This window comes from Pedobacter sp. FW305-3-2-15-E-R2A2 (assembly GCF_038446955.1).
GTDB lineage: Bacteria > Bacteroidota > Bacteroidia > Sphingobacteriales > Sphingobacteriaceae > Pedobacter.
The window spans coordinates 4,996,532-5,016,778 of sequence record NZ_CP151803.1 but is presented as its reverse complement, the minus strand read 5'-3'; the positions used below and the strand labels follow the sequence as shown (position 1 = coordinate 5,016,778).

General features: G+C 43.8%; 18 protein-coding genes. 2 read left to right on the top strand and 16 right to left on the bottom strand.

Translation table 11 applies throughout. The annotated features are described in order from the left end of the window. Positions 1-10: 10 nt before the first annotated feature. From AAFF35_RS20185 to AAFF35_RS20165, 5 genes are read right to left on the bottom strand one after another with little or no spacing between them, the layout of a single operon-like run. Positions 11-1,288, bottom strand: coding sequence for a beta-ketoacyl-[acyl-carrier-protein] synthase family protein (locus AAFF35_RS20185; RefSeq protein ID WP_342328343.1), 1,278 nt, complete (start codon positions 1,286-1,288; stop codon positions 11-13). After that, positions 1,281-1,727 (bottom strand): 3-hydroxyacyl-ACP dehydratase FabZ family protein, encoded by a 447-nt coding sequence (locus tag AAFF35_RS20180; protein ID WP_124583470.1) that lies wholly within the window; start codon positions 1,725-1,727, stop codon positions 1,281-1,283. Before AAFF35_RS20180 ends, AAFF35_RS20185 begins: the two co-directional genes overlap by 8 nt. 26 nt (positions 1,728-1,753) lie before the next feature. After that, positions 1,754-2,806 (bottom strand): type III polyketide synthase, encoded by a 1,053-nt coding sequence (locus AAFF35_RS20175; RefSeq protein WP_342328342.1) that lies wholly within the window; start codon positions 2,804-2,806, stop codon positions 1,754-1,756. Continuing rightward, a complete protein-coding gene (locus tag AAFF35_RS20170) occupies positions 2,803-3,537 on the bottom strand; it encodes a methyltransferase domain-containing protein (protein WP_342328341.1) in 735 nt (244 codons plus the stop codon). The genes AAFF35_RS20175 and AAFF35_RS20170 overlap by 4 nt, the downstream gene beginning before the upstream one ends. Beyond that, entirely contained in the window at positions 3,534-4,664 is a 1,131-nt protein-coding gene (locus tag AAFF35_RS20165) for an NAD(P)/FAD-dependent oxidoreductase (protein WP_342328340.1), read from the bottom strand. The genes AAFF35_RS20170 and AAFF35_RS20165 overlap by 4 nt, the downstream gene beginning before the upstream one ends. A 245-nt stretch (positions 4,665-4,909) precedes the next feature. On the opposite strand from AAFF35_RS20165, the gene AAFF35_RS20160 reads away from it, so the two are divergent. Both AAFF35_RS20160 and AAFF35_RS20155 read left to right on the top strand, forming a co-directional pair. Further along, on the top strand, positions 4,910-7,966 hold the full coding sequence (locus tag AAFF35_RS20160; protein WP_342328339.1) for a TonB-dependent receptor: 3,057 nt from the start codon (positions 4,910-4,912) through the stop codon (positions 7,964-7,966). A gap of 24 nt (positions 7,967-7,990) precedes the next feature. After that, positions 7,991-9,415, top strand: coding sequence for a RagB/SusD family nutrient uptake outer membrane protein (locus AAFF35_RS20155; RefSeq protein ID WP_342328338.1), 1,425 nt, complete (start codon positions 7,991-7,993; stop codon positions 9,413-9,415). 70 nt (positions 9,416-9,485) lie between these two features. Here the strand turns inward: AAFF35_RS20155 and AAFF35_RS20150 are convergent, their stop codons facing one another. From AAFF35_RS20150 to AAFF35_RS20100, 11 genes are all read right to left on the bottom strand, one after another. Next, positions 9,486-10,469: a type IX secretion system membrane protein PorP/SprF gene (locus AAFF35_RS20150; protein ID WP_342328337.1), complete on the bottom strand. Its 984-nt coding sequence runs from the start codon at positions 10,467-10,469 to the stop codon at positions 9,486-9,488. Between the two features lie 25 nt (positions 10,470-10,494). Continuing rightward, positions 10,495-11,442, bottom strand: a complete 948-nt coding sequence (locus tag AAFF35_RS20145) for a gliding motility-associated C-terminal domain-containing protein (RefSeq protein ID WP_342328336.1) — start codon at positions 11,440-11,442, stop codon at positions 10,495-10,497. Positions 11,443-11,486: 44 nt separating this feature from the next. Next, entirely contained in the window at positions 11,487-12,236 is a 750-nt protein-coding gene (locus AAFF35_RS20140; protein WP_342328335.1) for a hypothetical protein, read from the bottom strand. A 39-nt stretch (positions 12,237-12,275) separates the two neighbouring features. Next, positions 12,276-14,099, bottom strand: a complete 1,824-nt coding sequence (locus tag AAFF35_RS20135) for a hypothetical protein (RefSeq protein WP_342328334.1) — start codon at positions 14,097-14,099, stop codon at positions 12,276-12,278. Positions 14,100-14,513: 414 nt separating this feature from the next. Next, positions 14,514-15,239 carry a 6-phosphogluconolactonase gene (gene pgl / locus AAFF35_RS20130; RefSeq protein ID WP_342328333.1) on the bottom strand — a complete coding sequence of 242 codons (726 nt, stop codon included), beginning with the start codon at positions 15,237-15,239 and terminating at the stop codon, positions 14,514-14,516. 84 nt (positions 15,240-15,323) lie between these two features. After that, complete coding sequence (gene zwf, locus AAFF35_RS20125) at positions 15,324-16,835, bottom strand: glucose-6-phosphate dehydrogenase (protein WP_342328332.1); 1,512 nt, start codon at positions 16,833-16,835, stop codon at positions 15,324-15,326. 36 nt (positions 16,836-16,871) lie between these two features. Continuing rightward, entirely contained in the window at positions 16,872-18,284 is a 1,413-nt protein-coding gene (gene gndA / locus AAFF35_RS20120; protein WP_342328331.1) for an NADP-dependent phosphogluconate dehydrogenase, read from the bottom strand. A 10-nt stretch (positions 18,285-18,294) separates the two neighbouring features. Next, on the bottom strand, positions 18,295-19,047 hold the full coding sequence (locus AAFF35_RS20115) for an ROK family protein (RefSeq protein ID WP_342328330.1): 753 nt from the start codon (positions 19,045-19,047) through the stop codon (positions 18,295-18,297). Between the two features lie 166 nt (positions 19,048-19,213). Then, positions 19,214-19,531, bottom strand: coding sequence for a hypothetical protein (locus tag AAFF35_RS20110; protein ID WP_342328329.1), 318 nt, complete (start codon positions 19,529-19,531; stop codon positions 19,214-19,216). Between the two features lies 1 nt (position 19,532). Beyond that, entirely contained in the window at positions 19,533-19,763 is a 231-nt protein-coding gene (locus AAFF35_RS20105; RefSeq protein WP_342328328.1) for a hypothetical protein, read from the bottom strand. Positions 19,764-19,939: 176 nt separating this feature from the next. Next, positions 19,940-20,245 (bottom strand): hypothetical protein, encoded by a 306-nt coding sequence (locus AAFF35_RS20100; protein ID WP_342328327.1) that lies wholly within the window; start codon positions 20,243-20,245, stop codon positions 19,940-19,942. Positions 20,246-20,247 lie beyond the last annotated feature (2 nt).

Sequence of the window (20,247 nt, the reverse complement as noted above, 5' to 3'; positions counted from 1 at the left end):
ATCAAACAGATCAGGAGGCAATATGTTTTTTTAAAATAATGCAGGCATTTACATCTCCAAATCCGAAGCTTGCCTTCGCAATGATATCGATATTTTTAATCCGCATCTTTTGAGGGATTTTAGTGGAATCGATCATTCGCGTAATCTCCGGATGCAAATCTTCACAGTTGAGGTTTGGCGCAATAAAACCATGATGAAGCTGTAATACCGCCGCTACAGATTCTATACTTCCTGCAGCACTCAGACAATGCCCAACCATAGATTTTAAAGAATTGATCATAGGGAAATCTTTGCCTGATCTTTGCAGGGCGATGCTCCAGTTCTCTATTTCCAGGGCATCTTTCGAAGTGGCAGTAAGGTGGCCATTGATGAGGTCAATGTCTTTCGCCTCAATACCTGAATCCCGGACGGCTGTGGTAATACAGCGTTGTACGGCCTGTGCATTTGGAGCGGTCATGGTTCCTGTACCGCGTTGTCCGCCGGAGTTCAGGTTTCCTCCAAGTACCTCTGCATAAATCCTGACCCCACGGGAAAGCGCGCTTTCCAATGATTCTAAGACCAGCGCCCCGGCACCACTGCCCGGAACAAAACCACTGGCACTGGCACTCATCGGTCTGGAACCCTGCTCAGGCGATTGGTTGTGTTTAAAGGTACAAACCCGCATGGCATCGAATCCGCCCCAGATATAAGGGCCACTGTCGCTGGTACCCCCGGCAAGCATTCTTGTCGCCTGACCGGATTTGATGCGCTCATAAGCCATTAAAATGCTTTCTGTGCCCGTTGTACAAGCCGAAGAGTTGGTGCTGACCTGGTTGCCCAGTCCCAGCTTTCCGCCGATATACGCACTGATGCCGCTGGCCATGGTTTGTGCCACTACCGTACTGCCCAGTTTACGGGCCTTAAGGTCATCAATCTGATAAACAGCTTCCCTGAATTTATCGACTCCGGAAGTCCCTGTTCCAAAAATGGTTCCGCTCTCCCAATCCGGTTCTTCTTCTCCTGCAACAGGCAGGCCTGCATCTTTCCAGGCATCCATCGCGGCGATGACACCATAAAGAATTCCGGAACTGTTAAAGTTTTTCAATTCCAGTTCCGAAAAATAACCAGCAATCAATGCCGGAGAAAGCTCCGGTTTTCCTGCAATCTGACAGGAAAACTGAAGCTGTTCCAATATCGGATCATGCGCAATACCGGAATGGCCTTGCCGTATGGCTTCCAGGAATGGGGTTAATCCAACTCCATTTGGTGCTACAACACCCAGACCAGTGATGACGACTCTGTTAGGCATTCATTTTATTGGTCACCATTCCTGCTATGGTTCCTTTACAAACCACTTCGCCAGCAGCATTGGTCATCTGAACGGTGCAGTTTAATTTTTTAAAACGGAAATAAACCTTCTCTGCAGTGACTGTTACCTTTTCTCCAGGGAAAACAGGCTTCATGAAATCGATCGCGGTAGAGGTCAGCATGACGTGTCCGGGAACACCTGCAGCTGCGGTTGCTGTTAAATAAATACCGAGGCAAACCAAGCCAATCTGTGCCATTGTTTCTGTTAGAATTACACCTGGTGTTACGGGATGATCTTTAAAATGACCTTTGTAAAAGTCCAGGTCTTCAGAAAAAGTATAGGATCCGGTCACACCGTTTTCGTCAATGTGCTGCAGCTCATCAACAAATAAAAAGGGTTTGCTATAAGGTAAGTGGCTTAGTATTTCTGCTGTATTCATGTTTTTTCTATAATTAATCGGCTAATTTACCACTTTAATAATATTCTCTGTGCAGAAAAACCAGGTCCGAAACTGAGCATCAGGCCAAGATCTCCTTTTTTTTGAGGGGTATCGAGGAAACGGGCCAATACATAGAGGACTGTGGCGCTCGACATATTGCCGTATTGCCTCAATACTTCTTTAGTGTCATCAATGTTTTTCCCGGCTTTACTAAATAATTCTTCCACCACCTGTATGATTTTTTTGCCTCCCGGATGGAATATCAAATGATCGATCTCTGAGATGCTCCATCCGTGTTTTGCCAGAAAAGGATGGATGATCTGGGGGAAATGCAGCTCAATTTGTTCCGGGACAGCAACATCCAGCACCATGGTTAAACCTGTGTTTTTCATTTGAAAACCCATCAGTTGCTCCGTATCGTAGAAATGATACATCTCTTCTCCTATGATTTCAGGCCCTTCCTCACTTTCATCAGAAGATAACAACACACAGGCGGCTCCATCTCCAAAGATGGCAGCACTCACGATATTGGCCATTGAAAAATCATGCAGCTGAAAAGTTGCGGTAGGAGACTCTACGGCGATCACTGCGGCACGTTTTCCGGGATTTGCCTGGAGGAAGTTCTTGGCATAAATGATTCCGGAGATGCCTGCCGCACAGCCCATTTCCGTAACTGGCAAACGCACAATGTCTTGTCTGAGCTTCAGGTTATTGATGATATAAGCATCCATTGAGGGAATCATCATACCGGTACAACTTACGGTAATGATGTAATCTAAATCTTCTCCTTTCCAGGATGCCTGTTCTAAAGCGAGCTTTAAACTGGCCGTACCAAGCCGGATGCTTTCGCGGATGTAAATGTCGTTTCTTTCTTCAAAAGAGAGCTGACTGAAAACTTCTTCCGGCGACATGATCGAGTACCTTCGGTCTACCATTGCATTTTCGAAGATCTTCTTTACTTTTCGGATAAACCGATCTTCCTGTCCGGACAACCAGGCATCTAAAAAAGGCAGGATCTCGGCGGTCGTTCTGGAATGTCCGGGCAAGGACTTCGCTACTGTTTTGATTTTTACACTCATATTGAAGGAATTATCCATTGGTAGCGGAAGGCCCATTTCCATCGGATGCTGGTGTTTGTAAAATTTAATTGATTGGAGTAGCGCAGGAGGTCAGCCTTTTTAAATCCCCTTAAAATTGAAACTAAGCCGTCCTGTTTAGACATGCTGTTGAGCCTGAACACAAAACATAAGGCGATAAACAGGTAATAGGGAAGGGCACTGCGCTGCAAATCATTGATCACAATACCTAATCTGGACCGTTGCTTAAAGCCTTTGAGCAATGTTAAAATTTCCTCATCTTTAAAATGATGCAGGGTGAGGGTGCATAGAATGAGGTCGTAATTGTTTTCTGAGTGGATTTCTTCAAAGATGTCAGCACAGCGGAAATCCAGCTGCTCATAACCGGCAGACAATTGCCGGGCATGGCCAATGGTAAAGGAATTGGCGTCTATACCAGTCAGCCGGAATTTCAATTGTTTTTCCTTCGCAAAATCAGCAAGGGTCCTTAGCATATCTCCATTTCCACAACCTACATCGAGAATGCTGATTTCCTGTTCGCGACCCTGTTCCTGTTTCCGGTCTTTGCGAAGCAGCAGCAATTGTTGCACTCCTTCCAGGGTCACCTTATTCCCGCCAAGCAACCTGTTAATTCCTGCGATTTTATCCAGCGCATCCCTCAATATTTCTCCTTCCATGGAAAAATCATCCATGATTTCCGGGGCTTCACTTCTTTGGGAGGTATTTACCATCATTTAGCCATTATAGGTTTTCCATGGGTTTGCCTGATCAGTGCCTGTAATAGCGCAGGGAATTTTATTAATATACGTAGTAATCTGGCAGAGAGTTGCTTCTTTCTCAGAATTCGGGAGATTATTTTTCCGGTCCTCAGTCTTTTATTAAAATGCCTTTTCCATAAGGTCTCATACTGTGTCTCCATTTTTTTACGGGTACTGGTCTTTCCTTCGAGGTAAGAAATCACTGATTCTGCACAAAGTTTGGCGCTATGGATCGCCATGGCCATCCCGTTTCCACAAAGCGGATGAATCAATCCGGCAGTATCTCCAATCATTAATACATGTTGTGATACTGCATTTTTAGGGTCGAAAGAAATCTGACTGATCACCAGCGACTGATCGAACAGCATCCTGGAGTTGTCAAAGATCTTTCTTAAATGCTCATTCTTGTACAAGACCTGCATTCTATGTTCGGGAATACTTTTGTAGCGTTTAAAAGAAGCATAGTCTACCAGGTAACAGATGTTGATCCGGTTTTCTTCGACTTTAGAAACACCACAATATCCGCCATCAAAATTATGGAGGGCAACGAGGTCATCTGGAAAAGGCCCTTCATAATGTGCCTTTACTGCCAGCCATGGTGATTTCTTTTGAATAAAGTCGCGCGATAGTTTCTGATCAAGGGCATCTCTCTTTCCATAGGCACCTATCACAATCCTTGCAGAAATGACTTGTTTATTTCCCAGACTTACCTGGAACTCATCGGTATTAAAACTGATGTCGGTAATGGTTTCATGAATAAACTGACCACCAAGGCCGATTGCATGTTCGTAAAGAAGCGCATCCAGAAGATATCTGCTCATGCCAAAGCCGCCCAATGGAAGTACAGCATTCAGGCAGTTGCCTTCAACTGTAGAAATCTGGAAGTTTTGAATCCTGCAGGGGCCGGCAGCAGGAATGTCCAGGCCCAGCCATTCCAAATAAGGGAGGACCTCATTCGAAATGTATTCACCACATACTTTATGCTGAGGATAGGTATTCTTTTCTATAACTGTAACGGGGAATCCTGATTTTAAAAGATGAATTGCTGCGGTTAAGCCGGCTAATCCTCCCCCTGCGATCAGTATGTCCATTTTGGTTTCCATAACCGTAGATAAGCGTTTTCCTAATAACAAGATAGCAAATCAATTGTTCTTTAACCTGTTTTATAATTTTCATCCCATTACTTTAAGAATTTCACCCCTTCCGGGGTTCATTGTTGTCTACTTTAGGCACGACCGAATATTTAATCAATGAACCCCTGCCTTTTTTAAGCTCATCTGCTTAATGTTTCCGGTTATACCCCTAACCGCTTCTCTCTGAGAAGCTAATTAACTAAACCAAATATCATATGATGAAAAGAATCTCCCTTCTTATTGCGCTATTTTATTGTTGCAGTACGTTCGTATTTGCACAAACAACCCCAATTACCGGTGTTGTGAAAGATAAATTAAACAGCCCTTTGCCGGGTGTTTCCCTGAGGGTTAAAAACTCAGGAGCAGCCACTTCTACCAATTCTGATGGTAAATTTTCTATCGTCGCTAAACCTGGCGACCTCCTCGTGTTCAGTAGTATCGGCTTTGTAACTCAGGAAATTAAGCTGGTCACCGGCCCCCTAAATGTGATACTCGAAGAAGAAAATGCGAGATTAGAGGAAGTCGTAGTCGTTGGTTATGGCACACAACGTAAGAAAGACCTGACGGGTGCCGTTTCCTCCATTTCCGCCAAAAGTGTAGAGAACGTGCCGATTGCGCGTCTCGATCAGATCATTCAGGGACGTGCGGCCGGAGTACAGGTGAGCCAGACACAGTCGCAACCCGGAGGAACAGTAAGTTTAAGAATCCGTGGAACCAACTCCATCAATTCCAGTAATGAACCGCTGTTTGTCATTGATGGTTTTCCGGGAGCGGGAAATTTAAGTTCACTCAATCCCAACGACATTCAGTCGATAGACATCCTGAAAGATGCTTCTTCCATTGCAATTTATGGAAGCAGGGGTGCAAATGGAGTGGTCATCGTAACCACCAAAAAAGGGGCTGCAGGGCAATCGGCCATTAATTTTGAAGCCTATTATGGTCTGCAAAAGGTCCGCAACCCTTATAAAATGATGAATGCAACGGAGTTTGCAAACTACCTCAATGATACCCAGCGACTCACCAATACCGAAACGCCGGGTTCGGCCAGGGCGCTACCTTATACTGATGCACAGATTGCAGCATTGGGGGTGGGAACAGATTGGCAGGATGAGCTGTTCAGAACTGCTCCAATCAGTAATTACCAATTGAATTTTATCGGAGGAACAGCGGAAACGAAATATAACCTGAGCATGAACTATTTTGATCAGCAGGGGATTATTCTCAATTCGGGCTATAAAAAGGCCTCAGTAAGATTTAACCTGGACAAAAAAGTAGGAGAGCAGTTGAACTTCGGTTTTACTTCCCAGCTGACCGGAGCGATTGATAAACGGGCATTGGTGAATACCAGTGGTGGTTCAGGGGGTGGCGTATTGCTGGATGCCTTAAGGATAAATCCTGCCATGCCTGTTTTTACCAATGGTGATTATACGTATCAGAACGGTCCTACGGGTTATGCTTTTGCTTTAGGTAATCCTGTGGCCTATGCAGAAAAATCAAAGAACCAATACAAAAATATGCGTGGCCTGGTCAACTTTTATGGGGAGTATGAAATCGTTAAAGGCTTGAAATTTAAGACCAGCCTGGGGACAGATTTTAACATCGAAACGAGAAATCTTTTTGTGCCTTCAGATTTGTTTCTGGGGAGCAATACCCTCGGATCTGCCAGAAAGGAGTATTCGGATAACCTGGGATGGGTAAATGAAAATACCCTGACCTATGATAAACAGATCAATAAAAACCATGCACTGAATATCGTTGGTGGTTTCAGTATGCAGGAATTTAATACGAGTGATTTCTTTGCAGCCAGTACCAATTTCTTTACCAATGTGCTCGGCCCTGATAACATCGGAATTGGTTCCAATGTCCTGGTTCCCGGTTCAGGAAGAGTGAAGAATTCGCTGGCTTCCTTTTTTGGACGTGCAAATTACAGGCTGATGGACAAATACCTGTTCACCTTTACCATGCGTGCAGATGGTTCTTCGAAGTTCGGAGTCAATAACAAATGGGGATATTTCCCTTCAGGAGCGGTTGCCTGGCGTGTCATCGAAGAAGACTTTATGAAGTCCTTAACATTCATCAGCGACTTAAAGCTTCGTGCAAGTTTGGGTGTTTCCGGAAATCAGGAAATTGATCCTTATCAATCAATGGCGCGTTACCTCAACAACGGGGCAACCTTAGGAAACGGTCGGGTAGTTGGCGTATCTCCAAATAATATCCCAAATCCAAACCTGGCCTGGGAATCCACTTCTTCCTTCGATATCGGAGTAGATGTGGCACTTTTTAAAAACAGAATCACCTTAACTGCAGATTATTATAGTAAACACACCAAAGACCTTTTGTTGAATGTTTCTGTGCCGCGTAGTACCGGTTTCGGAAGTATTCTGCTCAATGCCGGAGGAGTAGATAATAAGGGTTTTGAAATCGCCCTGAACACCGAAAATATCAATGGAAAAACCTTCCAGTGGAGCACAAACCTGAATTTCTCTATGAATCGAAATAAAGTGACCGACCTCGCAGGAGAAAAGGAACGTTTCGTAGGTGATGCCAGTTCCAGTCTTTTCCCTTCCGGAACAGGAGGAACAAACGTCTTGAGAGTAGGGGAGTCTATCGGTTCATTTTATGGTTATCGCTTTTTAGGAATCTGGCAAACACAGGCGGAAATCGATGCCAGTGGAATTAAAGGAGTGCTTCCGGGTGATCCGAAATATGCAGACCTGACCAACGACAAGGTGATCGATGCCAAAGACCGGGAGATTATTGGTCATGCGCAACCTGATTTTATCTATGGAATCACCAACAACTTTACTTACGGAAGGCTAAACCTGAATGTTTTTATTCAAGGTGTTCAGGGAACGGAAGTCCTCAATTTAAACAGGTATGAAATGGAATCCGGTGATTTTACGACCAATAAACTGGCGAGTGTAAACAATCGCTGGACTGGCCCGAATACGAGCAATACGATTCCAAAAGCAAATAGCACGTTACGCAGAAGAACAGGGATCACAAGTGATGTGGTAGAGAATGGGAGTTTCCTTCGCCTGAAAACCGTTTCGCTGTCTTACAACATTCCTATTGGAAAAGTAACGGGAAAAACGATCAAATCTATTAATGTGTATGCAACCGGGACCAATTTGCTGACGATTACCAAATACAGTGGATATGATCCGGAGGTCAACTCCTTTGCATTGAGCAACGGCCTGAGCCTGAATACAGATTATAATGCCTACCCAACGGTAAGAACCTATACTGCAGGGGTAAGATTTGGTTTTTAATTGATCATTTAAGAAAAAAAGACGATGAAAAAGATAATGATATTATTGGCGGTCATGGTATTGATGACGACAGTATCCTGTAAGAAATTTCTCCAGGAAGATCCTTACGATTTTATTTCCAAGGATAAGTTTTATAAGACAGAAGCTGATGCCAATGCGGCATTGAATGGAGTGATCAGCATTATGCAGTTACAACAATACTATGGTCGGACAGTCTGGGTCGTAAACGACCTGACGGGAGATCAGATGAAAGTAGGTTTGCCACAAACCAACCGGCCGGAACTGTACAGTCAGACCTATACTTCTACCAATGGGGAAATCAGCAACTGGTGGAACAATTCTTATGTACTGATCAACCGGGCAAACGATATGATCGGGAATGTAGCAGGAGGACCAATCGCTGAGGGGGCGAAAAATAACCTCCTTGGCAATGCCAGATTCCTGCGTGCCCTGGCTTATTTTGATTTGGTAAGGAGCTTTGGAGAAGTGCCTCTCTTGCTGAAAGCAACCGAAGGAACGGATGATTTAAGACCTTCCAGAAGTCCTCTTAAAGCGGTCTATGAGCAGATTGTGCTGGACTTGAAGTTTGCCGAAGCAAACTGTGTGACCGAAGATAAAATTCCCGCGGCTTTAAAGGGAAGGGTTTCCAGCGGAGCAGCAAGCGCTTTACTGGCAAAAGTCTATTTAACAAGAGCATCTGGCGCTGCGGCAATTGCTACGGATTATCAGGATGCACTTGCCGCCTGCAACAAGGTCATAGCGCTGAGTCCCGGAGTTTACACTTTATTGCCTTTTGCAGAGGTGTTTAATCCGGATAAAAAAGCCGCCAATAAAGAGGAGATCTTTACGGTTCAGTTTGGTCTGGCACCAAACGTTGGAACGATTACACCGAGGATGCATTTGCCAAAAGCTGTTGCACCTTTTGATGGGAATGAAGCATTTTATGTAGAAAATGCTTTTGCTTTATCTTATTCCTCAACAGACCTTAGGAAAGCAGCAACAATAGGAGTGGTGCCCAATACCGCGAACTTTTATTACCTGAAATTCACTGATCCTTCCAGACAGGGGAACAGTGCGAGAAACAATTGGGTGATTCTGCGTTATGCAGATGTTTTACTGATGCAGTCTGAAGCGATGAACCAGATCAACAGCGCTGATCCTAATAAATTTAATGGCATCAATGCGGTTAGAAACCGGGCCGGATTATTGCCTTTGAGCATGGTAACTACTCCAGGTAAAGACGAATTTGTAACCGCCCTTGTAGAAGAAAGAGGTTGGGAATTTGCAGCCGAAGGACAAAGGAGATATGATTTGCTAAGGCTGGGCAGAATGAAACAGCAGCAGCTGAAATTGCACAACATCGTTCTGGATGATAAATACCTGCTGATGCCGGTTCCGGAAACAGAAAGAACATTGAACCCAAACCTGAGTCAGAATACCGGCTTTTAAATAGACAGAATACCCGCTTTAAATAGATGAATATAGAATCCGGCGCTTTGTAGCCGGATTTTTTATGGTGTTAAAAAACGTAACACCTGGTTGCTCTTGTTTTTTTGTAATCCTTTTTATTGAGGTATAATCCAGCGGAAATCTCATGGCTTCCACTTCCATAGCCCTGAAGTTTGCCCAGGGAATAGTCATAGGAATAGCCAATTCTTAAATCTGGTGTCGCAAAGACCTCAGTGATCAGGCCGACAGAATTATTGGTCGGAAGATTCATCTGCAAATTATTGTTGTGCAGGTGATAACTGCCTCTGTAAAAACCACCGATCCATACGCGTTCTTTGATTAAAAAGAAGGCATTGAAATCAATAGAAGCAGGCCCTTTGAAATCATCTTTAACCAAAATGCTTGGTTTAATGTGTATTTCATCACTCAGTGGGAATAAAGCTCCGGCGGTCAGGTAAAAATGAGGTTTAGGTATAGGAACCAGAAAATTATCGTTTTGTTTGCCAGACATATATCTTGCAACGAGGTTGGTGGCAGAAATGCCTGCAAAATATTTCGTTCCGGAGTAATAAATGCCAAAACGGGCATCGGGGTAAGTATGTGTTTGCGACATATAAGGGGTTATCGCTCCATCTCCGGGGCTGATCTCGATGAGTTTGCTTCCGTTAATGCCCATCTGCATCATTCCTGCTGCGAGTCCAAAGGAAAGTGCTGAGCTTCCTTCCTCATTTAACCGGAGGTGGTATGCGTAATTGGCAAAGGCGGTGAGGCTGTTTTGCGCGCCGATCTGATCGTTGGCAATGATTAACCCAAGGCCTACATTGCCATCATAAAAGGAGCCATCAGCTGCAATGGAAAATGATTTTGGAGCTCCGGTAACACCTTGCCATTGCGAACGGTAGGAAGATTGAATATAGTAATCACCCTTTGTGCCGGCATAGGCAGGATTGATATGAAGCCCATTGAAGATGTATTGTGTAAACTGGCTATCCTGTTGGGCGATAAGTCCCTGATGAATGCTGAGAAACAGGAATAATAAAAAAACTTTTTTCATCTTGATAACTGAGTCATGTTAGGTTCTATTTTCCGCGGATAATGGTAATGAAACCTTTGTAAACCTCCCATTTGTTGGATGCAGATTTGATCTTCAATAAATAGAAGTAAGTGCCTTCATTCAATTGGCTGCCATCCCAGTCATTTTTATACCCTTTTTTGTCAAAGACCGTAGAGCCCCATCGGTTGAACATGGTGAGCTCATTGGCTTCAAAAAACTCGAGACCAGGGATGGTGAAGGTGTCGTTTAATCCATCTCCATTTGGGGTAAATACATTGGGAATCGTAATATTGGTGACCGATTTAAGATCGGTTGAGCTGTTGTTGCTCATATTAGGGTCCTGTTCATTCGCGCTTACCGTAGCGGTGTTGCTGATCATCCCGGGATTTAAAGCTTTGACCTTTATTCTGAGGTCTGCAGTCTGTCCATTTTCCAGTTTAACAATTTCCCATACAATGGTTTTGCTTCCCTGGTTGTAGTTCGCAAATCCGAGAGTAGGCCGGCCAAGATCTTCGAGGCTCAATTCATTGGGAAGTACATCCTGAACCTTGATCATATTTGCTGCACCTGCACCGTTATTCTTCACCTGAATAGTGTAATCAAAGGTGTTGTTGATGCTGACCCCTTTTGATTCAGATTGTTTTTTGATCATGACATCTGCACTAACCGAGCCGACCGGATCAGCAGTCAGGACGAGTGGAGGGGAGATGTCGGAAGCACAGCCCTCTGCGTTAAATGAAATGACGGTATAAGTACCGGGAGCGAATGCCTGGTATTCCTCCTGCGTGGCCCCTGGTATGGTTAATTCGTCTTTGATCCATTGATAAGATACCGCGCTCACAGAATTGGCCCGCAACTTTAAAGAAGATCCATTTGGGATATTCGCAGTGGCGGAACCGGAAGATTGCGCAAAGCATGCTGTTGCACTTAGCAACAGCATACCTGACACAAAACTTTTTTTTCTATAGGACATGTATTTATCAATCAATAGCCATTCCTGGCATTTATACAATTTGGTTAGGAAACGGTAATGGTTGGTGTTCCTGGTTTAGGTGCTACCGTGATGATCGTCGATTCTGCTTGTGTACAAGCTGTGCCGCCCGCCGATTTCAGTGTTTTTCCTGTTCCGCTTACATTGTATTTTACGTTCGAGGTAACGGTATAACTTGCAGGAGTGGTAGAAGTCATGTTGAATTTTTTCGAATCTGTACCATCCACAGCACCTGCGCCGGCAGTGGTGCCAATCCAGTCGTAGTCAAAAACTACTCCTGTTGGAAGCCCTGAAGCTGGGGTTGCCAATGAGCTCACTACGGTTTTTGTGGTATTTGTTGTTCCCGCGACACAATAAGATGTTGCTGCGGGGGTAACGGCTACCGTAAAAGTTGGCAACATATAAATATCGATCGCAGCGGAAACGTCACCCGTACAGGCCGCAGGGTCTGCACTGATCACATGGGCTACCCAAAAGTGTTCTCCGGCGGTGGTCATATCCGTACCGCCGGCAACGGTAAGGTCTGCGCTGCCTGCTGTTCCGGAGTAAGTGTTAGTGACAGCAGCAGAACCGCTGACAGGTGCTCCTACTGCATCTACTTTTTGCCAAACGACCTTATCTCCGGTGACAAGGGTGTAACTGCCGGTATAGGCAAGGGTAACTGATCCGGTCCCACATACATAAATGTCCGGTACTGCGGCAAAAACACCCATTGGTAAGATGAATAGTAAACAAAATGCCATTGCTAATCTGATTGTTTTACTTGTCGTTTTCATAATTTTAAGAGTTTGAATTTGGATAAATAGTTAAGAGGGTTATTGAGATAATATATGAGGCGCCCCGGGTTTGGGGTTCACTTTTAACTGGACATTTACCGCGTTGCTGCAACCGTCTGCTGTTAAGCTGAAGATATAGGTGACCGTAATTGCAGCATTAGTGGTATTGATAAGGGTTTCATTAATGGCACTGCTGAGGCCTGAGCCCGAAGCATTGCTGATGCCGGCAACTGTTGCACGGGTCCAGCTAAAGCTGGTGCTGCCCAGACTGCTGGTTGCGGTATAACTGAAGGGACTGCTGCTGCAAATAGCAGGTGTTAAGCTACTTGTCAGGGTAGGCAGAGGCTTTACAGTAAGGATAGTCGTAACCGAATTAGTACAGGTGGTAGTCGGATCTGTATAGGTGTAAGTGATGGTGCTGGTTCCGGCGGAAACGGTGCTCAGGATCCCTGTGCTGCTGTTTATAGTGGCTACTCCGGTAGCACTGCTGGACCACACTCCGCCGGTTGTGGTGCTGGCTAGTGTGGTGCTTTGATTTAAACAAATGCTGGTGGTTCCTGTAATTGGCGCTACCGTGGGGAGGGGATTAACCGTAACAACGGCTGGCAGCCTCAATGATTCTCCTGTACATCCGATTTTAGCAGTCGCTGCGTAATAGGTAGTCGTTGTACTTAATGCAGGCGTCGTGAAACTATTGCCAGTAAAAACAAGGGTACCACTGGCATCATACCAGAGGGTTTGGTTTCCTGAAGGAGCAGTCGCAATTAATGTAGCGGTGGAATTCGCACAAATAGTTGCGTTTTGAACCGTAAATACCGGGCTGGCACTGGTTCTTTGAACTTCATGAACATGTAAGGTAACCAGAAGCCCTACTACGGCACTATAATTTATAGAAAGCCTGTCGAAGGGGAGGGTAGGCTTAACAGAAACGGTAATTGGCGCTCCCGTATTAAAAAGTCCGAGTAGGTCAAGGCTTAATACAGCACCGAGATTAGTCGTCCAGACAGGTGTCGTATTGCTGCCATTGTAGGCATTTACTGTTATATTACTAAGTAAGCCAAGACTTAATACTGAGGGCGGGATGGAAAGGGTTGCCTTTACTTCGTCGTTTGTAACCGATGGGCCCGAGAAATAAAAGCTCTGTTCAACGGTACTTAACAGGAGGGAAGGAGTAATGTCTGAATAGGTGGCCAAATTACCATCTATTGCATTTGATGAATTAACAACTGTTCCATTTCCAGACCATGAAGTCCCTATTGCTGATCCACAGTCGGCGGTATTCGATGTGCTGTAAAAGGCATAAAATACATTTGCACTAGCTGTTTCAGCGGGAGCACCTAAAAGCCCGCCACCAGCTCCGGTTACGATAAGGCGAACCTGATTGAATACGCTGGTTGCATAAACCCCGATATATTGAGTGCCATCTCCTGCTACTAAATTGTAAAAAGTTGAACCAGTGGCAGCAGTAGAATTATTGTAGGCTACTGCGGTAACAGAACTGGCTATTGAGGGAAGCGTTATTGCGGAGACTTTTATAAATACGACTGTATTTGAAGGAACATTGGATGCAAATTGTAAATTGATATACACCGAAACCGCAGATCCACCCAATGCGCCTGTTGTTCCGGTAGCAGAAAGATTCGCAGGCGTTGATCCTGCCGGAGGAGTTGTAGTACTGGCTCCTCTGACATTCGCCAGACCGGTAACCGTCCCTGTTCCACCTTGTGTGCTCAATGTGGCATAAGTTCTCAATTGCCCTTTTGCCATATTCCCTCCTCCAGCCACTAACATTAAAGTCAGTAGCAACCAAAAATAACCGGTAAATCTATTTTTCAGTCTGAACAAGAGCATAGTAAGCGGCAATTATGGCTGTTTTAAATGCGCCTGAGAGCGTCAAAACAGTCAATTGGTTTTTTATTACCTCAAACTTAGGCCAGAACAGGGGCTTAATTTCTGTTCATATTGTTCATTTTTGCTGGTATTATTGATGCTTTTTTTATTCAAAAAACATCAAATCAATGTTGTTTGCGCCTTTAATCATTAATTGGTCAAGGTTTTTTGCTTTTTATGAAAAAATATTCATTCTGTTCAGGGTTTTTGTAATAATATTCGATACTTTTTTGGACATTCATTCGATCAAATTCTAAGGCAATACCAGAAACATAAGATTAGCGTTGGCTATCCAATAGCTGAGAAGTATACGACAAAGGGCATCCGGTTCCGGATGCCCTTTGTGGCTAAGCCCTCTTCTTAAGAATCGGGATTTATGTTATTTAATTAGCTGTCCAGCAAGGCTGCTGCAGCATCATCTAAGAACCAGGTTACACTTCCATCAATTGGTTGGATCAATTGTGTAGGGTATAATTTGGTGTTCTTTTTCTTATCCTCAATGACATGTTTTACGGCATTGGCCTTGTTTTCTCCAAAAACCAGGAAGGCAATGTTTCTTGCTTTGTTGATCAGTGGAGCGGTAAAGCTGATGCGGTAAGTAGATAACTTCTCTACAAATACAGAATCAACTTCTACTTCCTTGCTGTTTAAGATCGAAGTTCCGGGAAAGAGGGAAGCTGTATGTGCATCATCACCCATTCCTAAAAGGATCAGGTCGAAATTTAGATCTGAACCCTTGAAATGCGCGTTGATTGCTTTTGTGTACTCAATAGCCGCCTTTTCAGGAGCCAGGGTAGTGTCTACATAGAAAATCTGATCTTCAGGAATCTCCAGCAGGTCAAGCATCGCATTTTTTGCCATCAGGCCATTGTAACTCTCATGAGTCGGCATCACATTGCGCTCATCTCCAAAAAAGAAATAGACTTTAGTCCAGTCGATCTTTTCTTTATAGGTTGTTGCCAGCGAATGATACAATGCCTTTGGAGAGTTCCCCCCGGTTAATACGAAGTTGAAAATGCCATGTTCTTCAATCGCTTTATTCGCAATTGCCACAATGTAATCAACAAGATCTTCCTGTAATTCTTCCTGGGTTTTATAAATCAATAAGTTCATCACGAGTTGTTTTTATTGTCAAGAGGCCAATCCTAAAGCTGTACACGACCGCTTTAAGATTAGCCTCTTAAAAAATTTTATTTTTTAATCCTTGTTCAATGGTAAAGTAAACCAATGGAAACCATCTCTGGCGATCAGCGCTTCTGCATCTTCAGGACCCCATGAATCTGCAGTATAGTTAGGGAAGCTCAATGATTTTTTAGTCTCCCATGCATGTACAATCGGCATCAATAATTCCCAGGCACTTTCTACCTGATCCGCACGCATAAACTGTGTCTGATCTCCGGTCATCACATCCAATAACAAGGTTTCATAAGCTTCCGGTGCCTGCGCGGTATAAGTTCCTTTATAATCGAAAACCATGTCTACAGGATTTAAGACCATGTCCAGTCCAGGTCTTTTCGCCTGAACCTGCAAACGGATACTCATTTCCGGCTGGATGCTGATGATCAGCCTGTTTTGTTGCCAGTGTTCGGTTACGCCAGAAGGGAAAACCTGATGAGGCACATCTTTAAACTGAATGGTGATCAATGAAGAAGTCTGGAATAAACGCTTTCCTGTACGTACATAGAAAGGAATTCCCTGCCATCTCCAGTTGTCTACAAAGAATTTAATTGCAGCAAAGGTTTCTGTATTTGAATCCGGATCAACGCCATTCTCATGGCGGTATCCCGGTACTTCTTTACCCTCTACCCATCCTTTGGTATACTGTCCGCGGACGGTGCTAAACCTGATGTCTTCCGGACTGAAAGGACGCATTGCCTTCAATACATCTACTTTTTTATTTCTGATCTCATCCGCATCAAAGTTAATCGGAGTTTCCATTCCAATTAAACAAAGCAATTGAAGCAGGTGATTCTGGATCATGTCTCTCAACGCACCGGCACCTTCATAGTAACCACCTCTATCACCCACACCCAATTGCTCCGTTACAGAGATCTGTACGTGGTCAATATAGGTCCTGTTCCAAAGTGGCTCCAGGAAGGAGTTGGCAAAACGGAAGGCCATGATGTTTTGAACCGTTTCTTTGCCCAGATAATGATCGATGCGATAGATTTGTTTCTCGGTAAAGATACTGGTCAGGATACTGTTGAGTTCTCTTGCGGTTTCCAGATCTCTTCCAAAAGGTTTTTCAATCACGATTCTGCAATTGTCTTCCTCTCCGGCAAGGTCATATTCTGAAATGCATTTGGCAATCAGCGGAAACAGGTTCGGTGCTACCGCAAGGTAGTACAGGACTTGTGTATTCTGACCAAATTCTTCCTTGTACTTCTCAATATTGGTTTTTAAAACGCCAAAAGTTTCCGGAGCTTCTACATCAACCGGGCTATAATGAATATGTTCTGCAAATTTGCTCCACTTTTCTTCCTTCACCTTACCGGATCTGGAGAAGCTGTTTACGCCTTCCATCAATGTTTTTCTGAAGTCATCATCAGTAAGCTTCTTTCGGGCTGTACCAATGATCGCATATTTTGCCGGCATAAAGCCATCAGAATACAGATTGTAAAGTGCAGGCGCAAGTTTGCGCAAATTTAAATCACCGGTACCACCAAAAATGACGATTATGGTTGGATTGAGGTTGATGCTTGTTTTCATTGTTGTGAATTTGTGTCTTTAGTTCACTGGGGTTATTTATAAATTGTCTGAATTCCAGTCTGCGTGAAATATTCCTTCGCTGTCTGTACGTTCAAAAGTATGTGCGCCAAAAAAGTCTCGCTGCGCCTGCGTTAAGTTCAACGGTGAATTTGCTGTTCTTAACGAATCATAATAGGTTAGGGCAGAGGCAAAACACGGTACGGCAATACCATGATTGATTGCAGTAACCACCACATTTCTTGTTCCTGGAATGATGTCTTTCAACTGTTGCTGAATGCTTTCATCGGAATAAAGGTGAGGTAGTTGAGGTTGTTTTTTATAAGCCTGATAAATATCTTCCAGCAATACTGCCCTGATGATACATCCTCCACGCCAGATCTGAGAGATCTCCTGTAGGTTCAGCTCATATTTATATTCTATAGAAGCCTGATTTAATAAATGTAAACCCTGTGCATAAGAAGTGATCATGGCAAAATAAAGCGCCTGCTCTAAATGAACGATAAATTCTTCCGGGTTGTCAATTTTTAGAGAAGGATGAGGTAAAGCTTTGTCAAGTGCTACCCTTAAATCTTTAAATTTAGAAAGATCTCTGGCACTTACCGATTCATTGATGGTAGGAATTGGCAACTGAAGATCCATAGAAACCTGGGAAGTCCATTTTCCGGTTCCTTTAGATTTTGCCTGGTCCTTGATCACATCAATCAGGAAACCTCCGGATTTTTCATCCTTTACTTTGAAAATATCTCTGGTTACTTCCAATAGAAACGATTTCAAACGGCCATTGTTCCATTTTTCAAATACCGCATAGATTTGCTCGTTGTTGTAACCCAGGCTGTTTTTCAACAGGTCATAAGTTTCCGCAAGGATTTGCATCATGCTATATTCAATGCCATTGTGCACCATTTTAACAAAATGTCCGGAAGCTCCGGGGCCAATATAAGCCACACATGGATCACCATTCACTTTTGCAGAAACTGCTTCAAGAATTGGCTTCACCGCTTCGTAAGCCGCTTTATCACCACCAGGCATCATGCTAGGTCCGAACCTTGCACCTTCTTCACCGCCGGAGATGCCCATTCCGAAGAAATGGATCCCCTGATCAGCCAGTTCTAAGGAGCGTCTGGTGGTATCTGTGAAATGTGAGTTTCCACTGTCAATGATCAGATCACCCTTGTCCAATAAAGGAAGAAGTTCCTGGATGACGCTGTCTACAATCGGTCCTGCGGGTACCAAAAGAACGATTCTTCTTGGTAATTCCAGGCTTTGGATGAAATCTTCAAGGACAGCATAACCTTTCAATTGATGTGCTTTTCCGTCCTCTTCCAGCTTCTTTAACATGTCCTGACTCTTATCATAACCTGTTACTGAGTAGCCATTGTCGGCCATATTAAGCAATAAATTGCGGCCCATTGTGCCCAGGCCAATCATTCCTAAAGTGTACTTGTTCATTATCTGCTATTTATTTTTTAGGGTGTGTGGTGAATACATGAAACTTCTCTTCCAGGTCCCATAATTTTGCACCACCCTTGATTCCGTCTTTATTGGAAACAAGCTTGATGTTATGGTCTAATGGGAAATTAATCTCTTTGGAGTTGCCACCACCGATATATAGGGTATCGTAGTTAAATACGGTTTTGTAAATTTCAATCACGCGTTCCAGGCGCTCATTCCATTCTTTTTTTCCTTGTTTCTCAAAGGCTTTATTGCCAAGGTAATCATCGTAATCCTTGGTTTTGGTGATCGGAAGATGCGCGAGCTCAAGATGTGGAAGCAGGTCTCCGTCAAATACTAAAGCAGTACCGAAACCGGTTCCGACAGTAAAGACAATCTCAAAGCCTTTTCCGGATACAATTCCAAGTGCCTGCTGATCCGCATCATTGATCAGGCGGACCGGTTTCCCAAAGGTATCGCTGATCTGTTGTGCCAGGTCTACATTGGTCCACTTGTTTTTTGCCAGATTTGGTGCGGTTTGCACTATGCCACATTTTACGTAACCGGGAAAGCCAATAGAAATTTTCTCGAAAGGAAGGTCTAGCGTCGCCACCAGCTCCTTAATAGATTTGATGACTTCCTCCGGACTGGAGTTTTTGGGAGTGGGAAGTTTTTTGAATTCGGAAAGCTGTTCACCCTTAGGGTCTAAAATACATGCTTTGATGCTTGTTCCACCGATATCGATGGATAAAATATTGCTGTTTTTCTGTTCTTCAGGCATGTAGAATTGGTATAAAGATAACCCGGTGTATTAATAACACTCAAAATAACAAAAAATCGGTCATTTAAAGATGCTAAACCTCAAGATAATACAATAAAAAAACATTACTCCCTGTTTATCGGTGTCTTAAGCGTGTGGGGCTGGTTAGTGTCCCCATGAGCAATTGCTAAATTTCACGCTTGCTCTTCTTCTGACCGGAATTGATTTTTTCCTTCAATTTCCGGACTGAAACCCAAACAACGCAAAAACCTCCGTATGCGGTATATATCTTATCGCTTTCTATTGTACCAGGATCGAGGAGGAGCAAAGTGGTGTACATCAGTTTTGTACCACCACAAAGGGAAGTTGTGGCAAAAAATACAGCTCCTATTTCCTCCAGATTGACTTCATGAAACCGCTTTTGATAAATGCTGGCCATCAGATAAACCAAGAGCAATACTCCTCCCAAAAGTAGAACGGTAAAAGTATTTATCCCGATAATCAATTTAAGATTTCTCTTTTGTTTCGGTTCCCGATGGATCTTTATAGATGGATTTATAACTCCAATACCCCATACAGGAAGAACCGATTAACCCGGTAATCAGCAGAGGCCAGATCCCGAATTCCATTCCTAACATTGACGCACCCATAAAGCCGATAAAGGCTTGTTCAATCACCTTACAAATATCATCAAAGGCATTCCTGGAAGACCCTTGACTTGTATTTTTATCATTCATCTTTGAATTGGTTTAATGTCTTCCTCAAAACTACATCTATTATTTTACTAAAACAACTTTAAAATAAAGTTTAAGTTAATTAAAATGTGTAATTAGGTTTTTTAAACAATTTAAATGATAAATGCAGGTGTTTTAGAAACAAGAGATGGCCACCCGGGTGTCATCAGGGAGAAAGGTCAGCGCTTGTCTAATGCCCGCCTGATCTCGGTATACAGCAATCCGCTTCCACCTCCAAAATGATAAACAACAGGAACCTCCGGATGCTGTTGTTTCAGTTCAGCTTCCAGTAGTTGTTCGCGCTCCGGCGCTAAACCTGCGCCAATGAGCACGAGGTCATAAGGCCTGGCGGCAAAACTAACCATGGCCTCCTCCGGAGAAGCAACCGCAGTTCCTGTCATCTCTTCCCCCTTGTCAATCAACCGGATGATGGTTGCCGAAATCTCCGGATGACAGCATACCACTAAAATCTCTATCTTTTTCATGA

Bases quoted from the DNA above. Each gene is read 5' to 3' on its own strand.
- AAFF35_RS20100 (WP_342328327.1), bottom strand. From the start codon at position 20,245: ATGAAAAAGATAGAGATTTTAGTGGTATGCTGTCATCCGGAGATTTCG.
- AAFF35_RS20115 (WP_342328330.1), bottom strand. From the start codon at position 19,047: ATGCCTGAAGAACAGAAAAACAGCAATATTTTATCCATCGATATCGGT.
- zwf (WP_342328332.1), bottom strand. From the start codon at position 16,835: ATGAAAACAAGCATCAACCTCAATCCAACCATAATCGTCATTTTTGGT.
- AAFF35_RS20145 (WP_342328336.1), bottom strand. From the start codon at position 11,442: ATGTCCTATAGAAAAAAAAGTTTTGTGTCAGGTATGCTGTTGCTAAGT.
- AAFF35_RS20150 (WP_342328337.1), bottom strand. From the start codon at position 10,469: ATGAAAAAAGTTTTTTTATTATTCCTGTTTCTCAGCATTCATCAGGGA.
- AAFF35_RS20185 (WP_342328343.1), bottom strand. From the start codon at position 1,288: ATGCCTAACAGAGTCGTCATCACTGGTCTGGGTGTTGTAGCACCAAAT.
- AAFF35_RS20155 (WP_342328338.1), top strand. From the start codon at position 7,991: ATGAAAAAGATAATGATATTATTGGCGGTCATGGTATTGATGACGACA.
- AAFF35_RS20105 (WP_342328328.1), bottom strand. From the start codon at position 19,763: ATGAATGATAAAAATACAAGTCAAGGGTCTTCCAGGAATGCCTTTGAT.
- AAFF35_RS20170 (WP_342328341.1), bottom strand. From the start codon at position 3,537: ATGATGGTAAATACCTCCCAAAGAAGTGAAGCCCCGGAAATCATGGAT.
- pgl (WP_342328333.1), bottom strand. From the start codon at position 15,239: ATGAACTTATTGATTTATAAAACCCAGGAAGAATTACAGGAAGATCTT.
- AAFF35_RS20140 (WP_342328335.1), bottom strand. From the start codon at position 12,236: ATGAAAACGACAAGTAAAACAATCAGATTAGCAATGGCATTTTGTTTA.
- AAFF35_RS20180 (WP_124583470.1), bottom strand. From the start codon at position 1,727: ATGAATACAGCAGAAATACTAAGCCACTTACCTTATAGCAAACCCTTT.
- AAFF35_RS20175 (WP_342328342.1), bottom strand. From the start codon at position 2,806: ATGAGTGTAAAAATCAAAACAGTAGCGAAGTCCTTGCCCGGACATTCC.
- AAFF35_RS20160 (WP_342328339.1), top strand. From the start codon at position 4,910: ATGATGAAAAGAATCTCCCTTCTTATTGCGCTATTTTATTGTTGCAGT.
- AAFF35_RS20165 (WP_342328340.1), bottom strand. From the start codon at position 4,664: ATGGAAACCAAAATGGACATACTGATCGCAGGGGGAGGATTAGCCGGC.
- gndA (WP_342328331.1), bottom strand. From the start codon at position 18,284: ATGAACAAGTACACTTTAGGAATGATTGGCCTGGGCACAATGGGCCGC.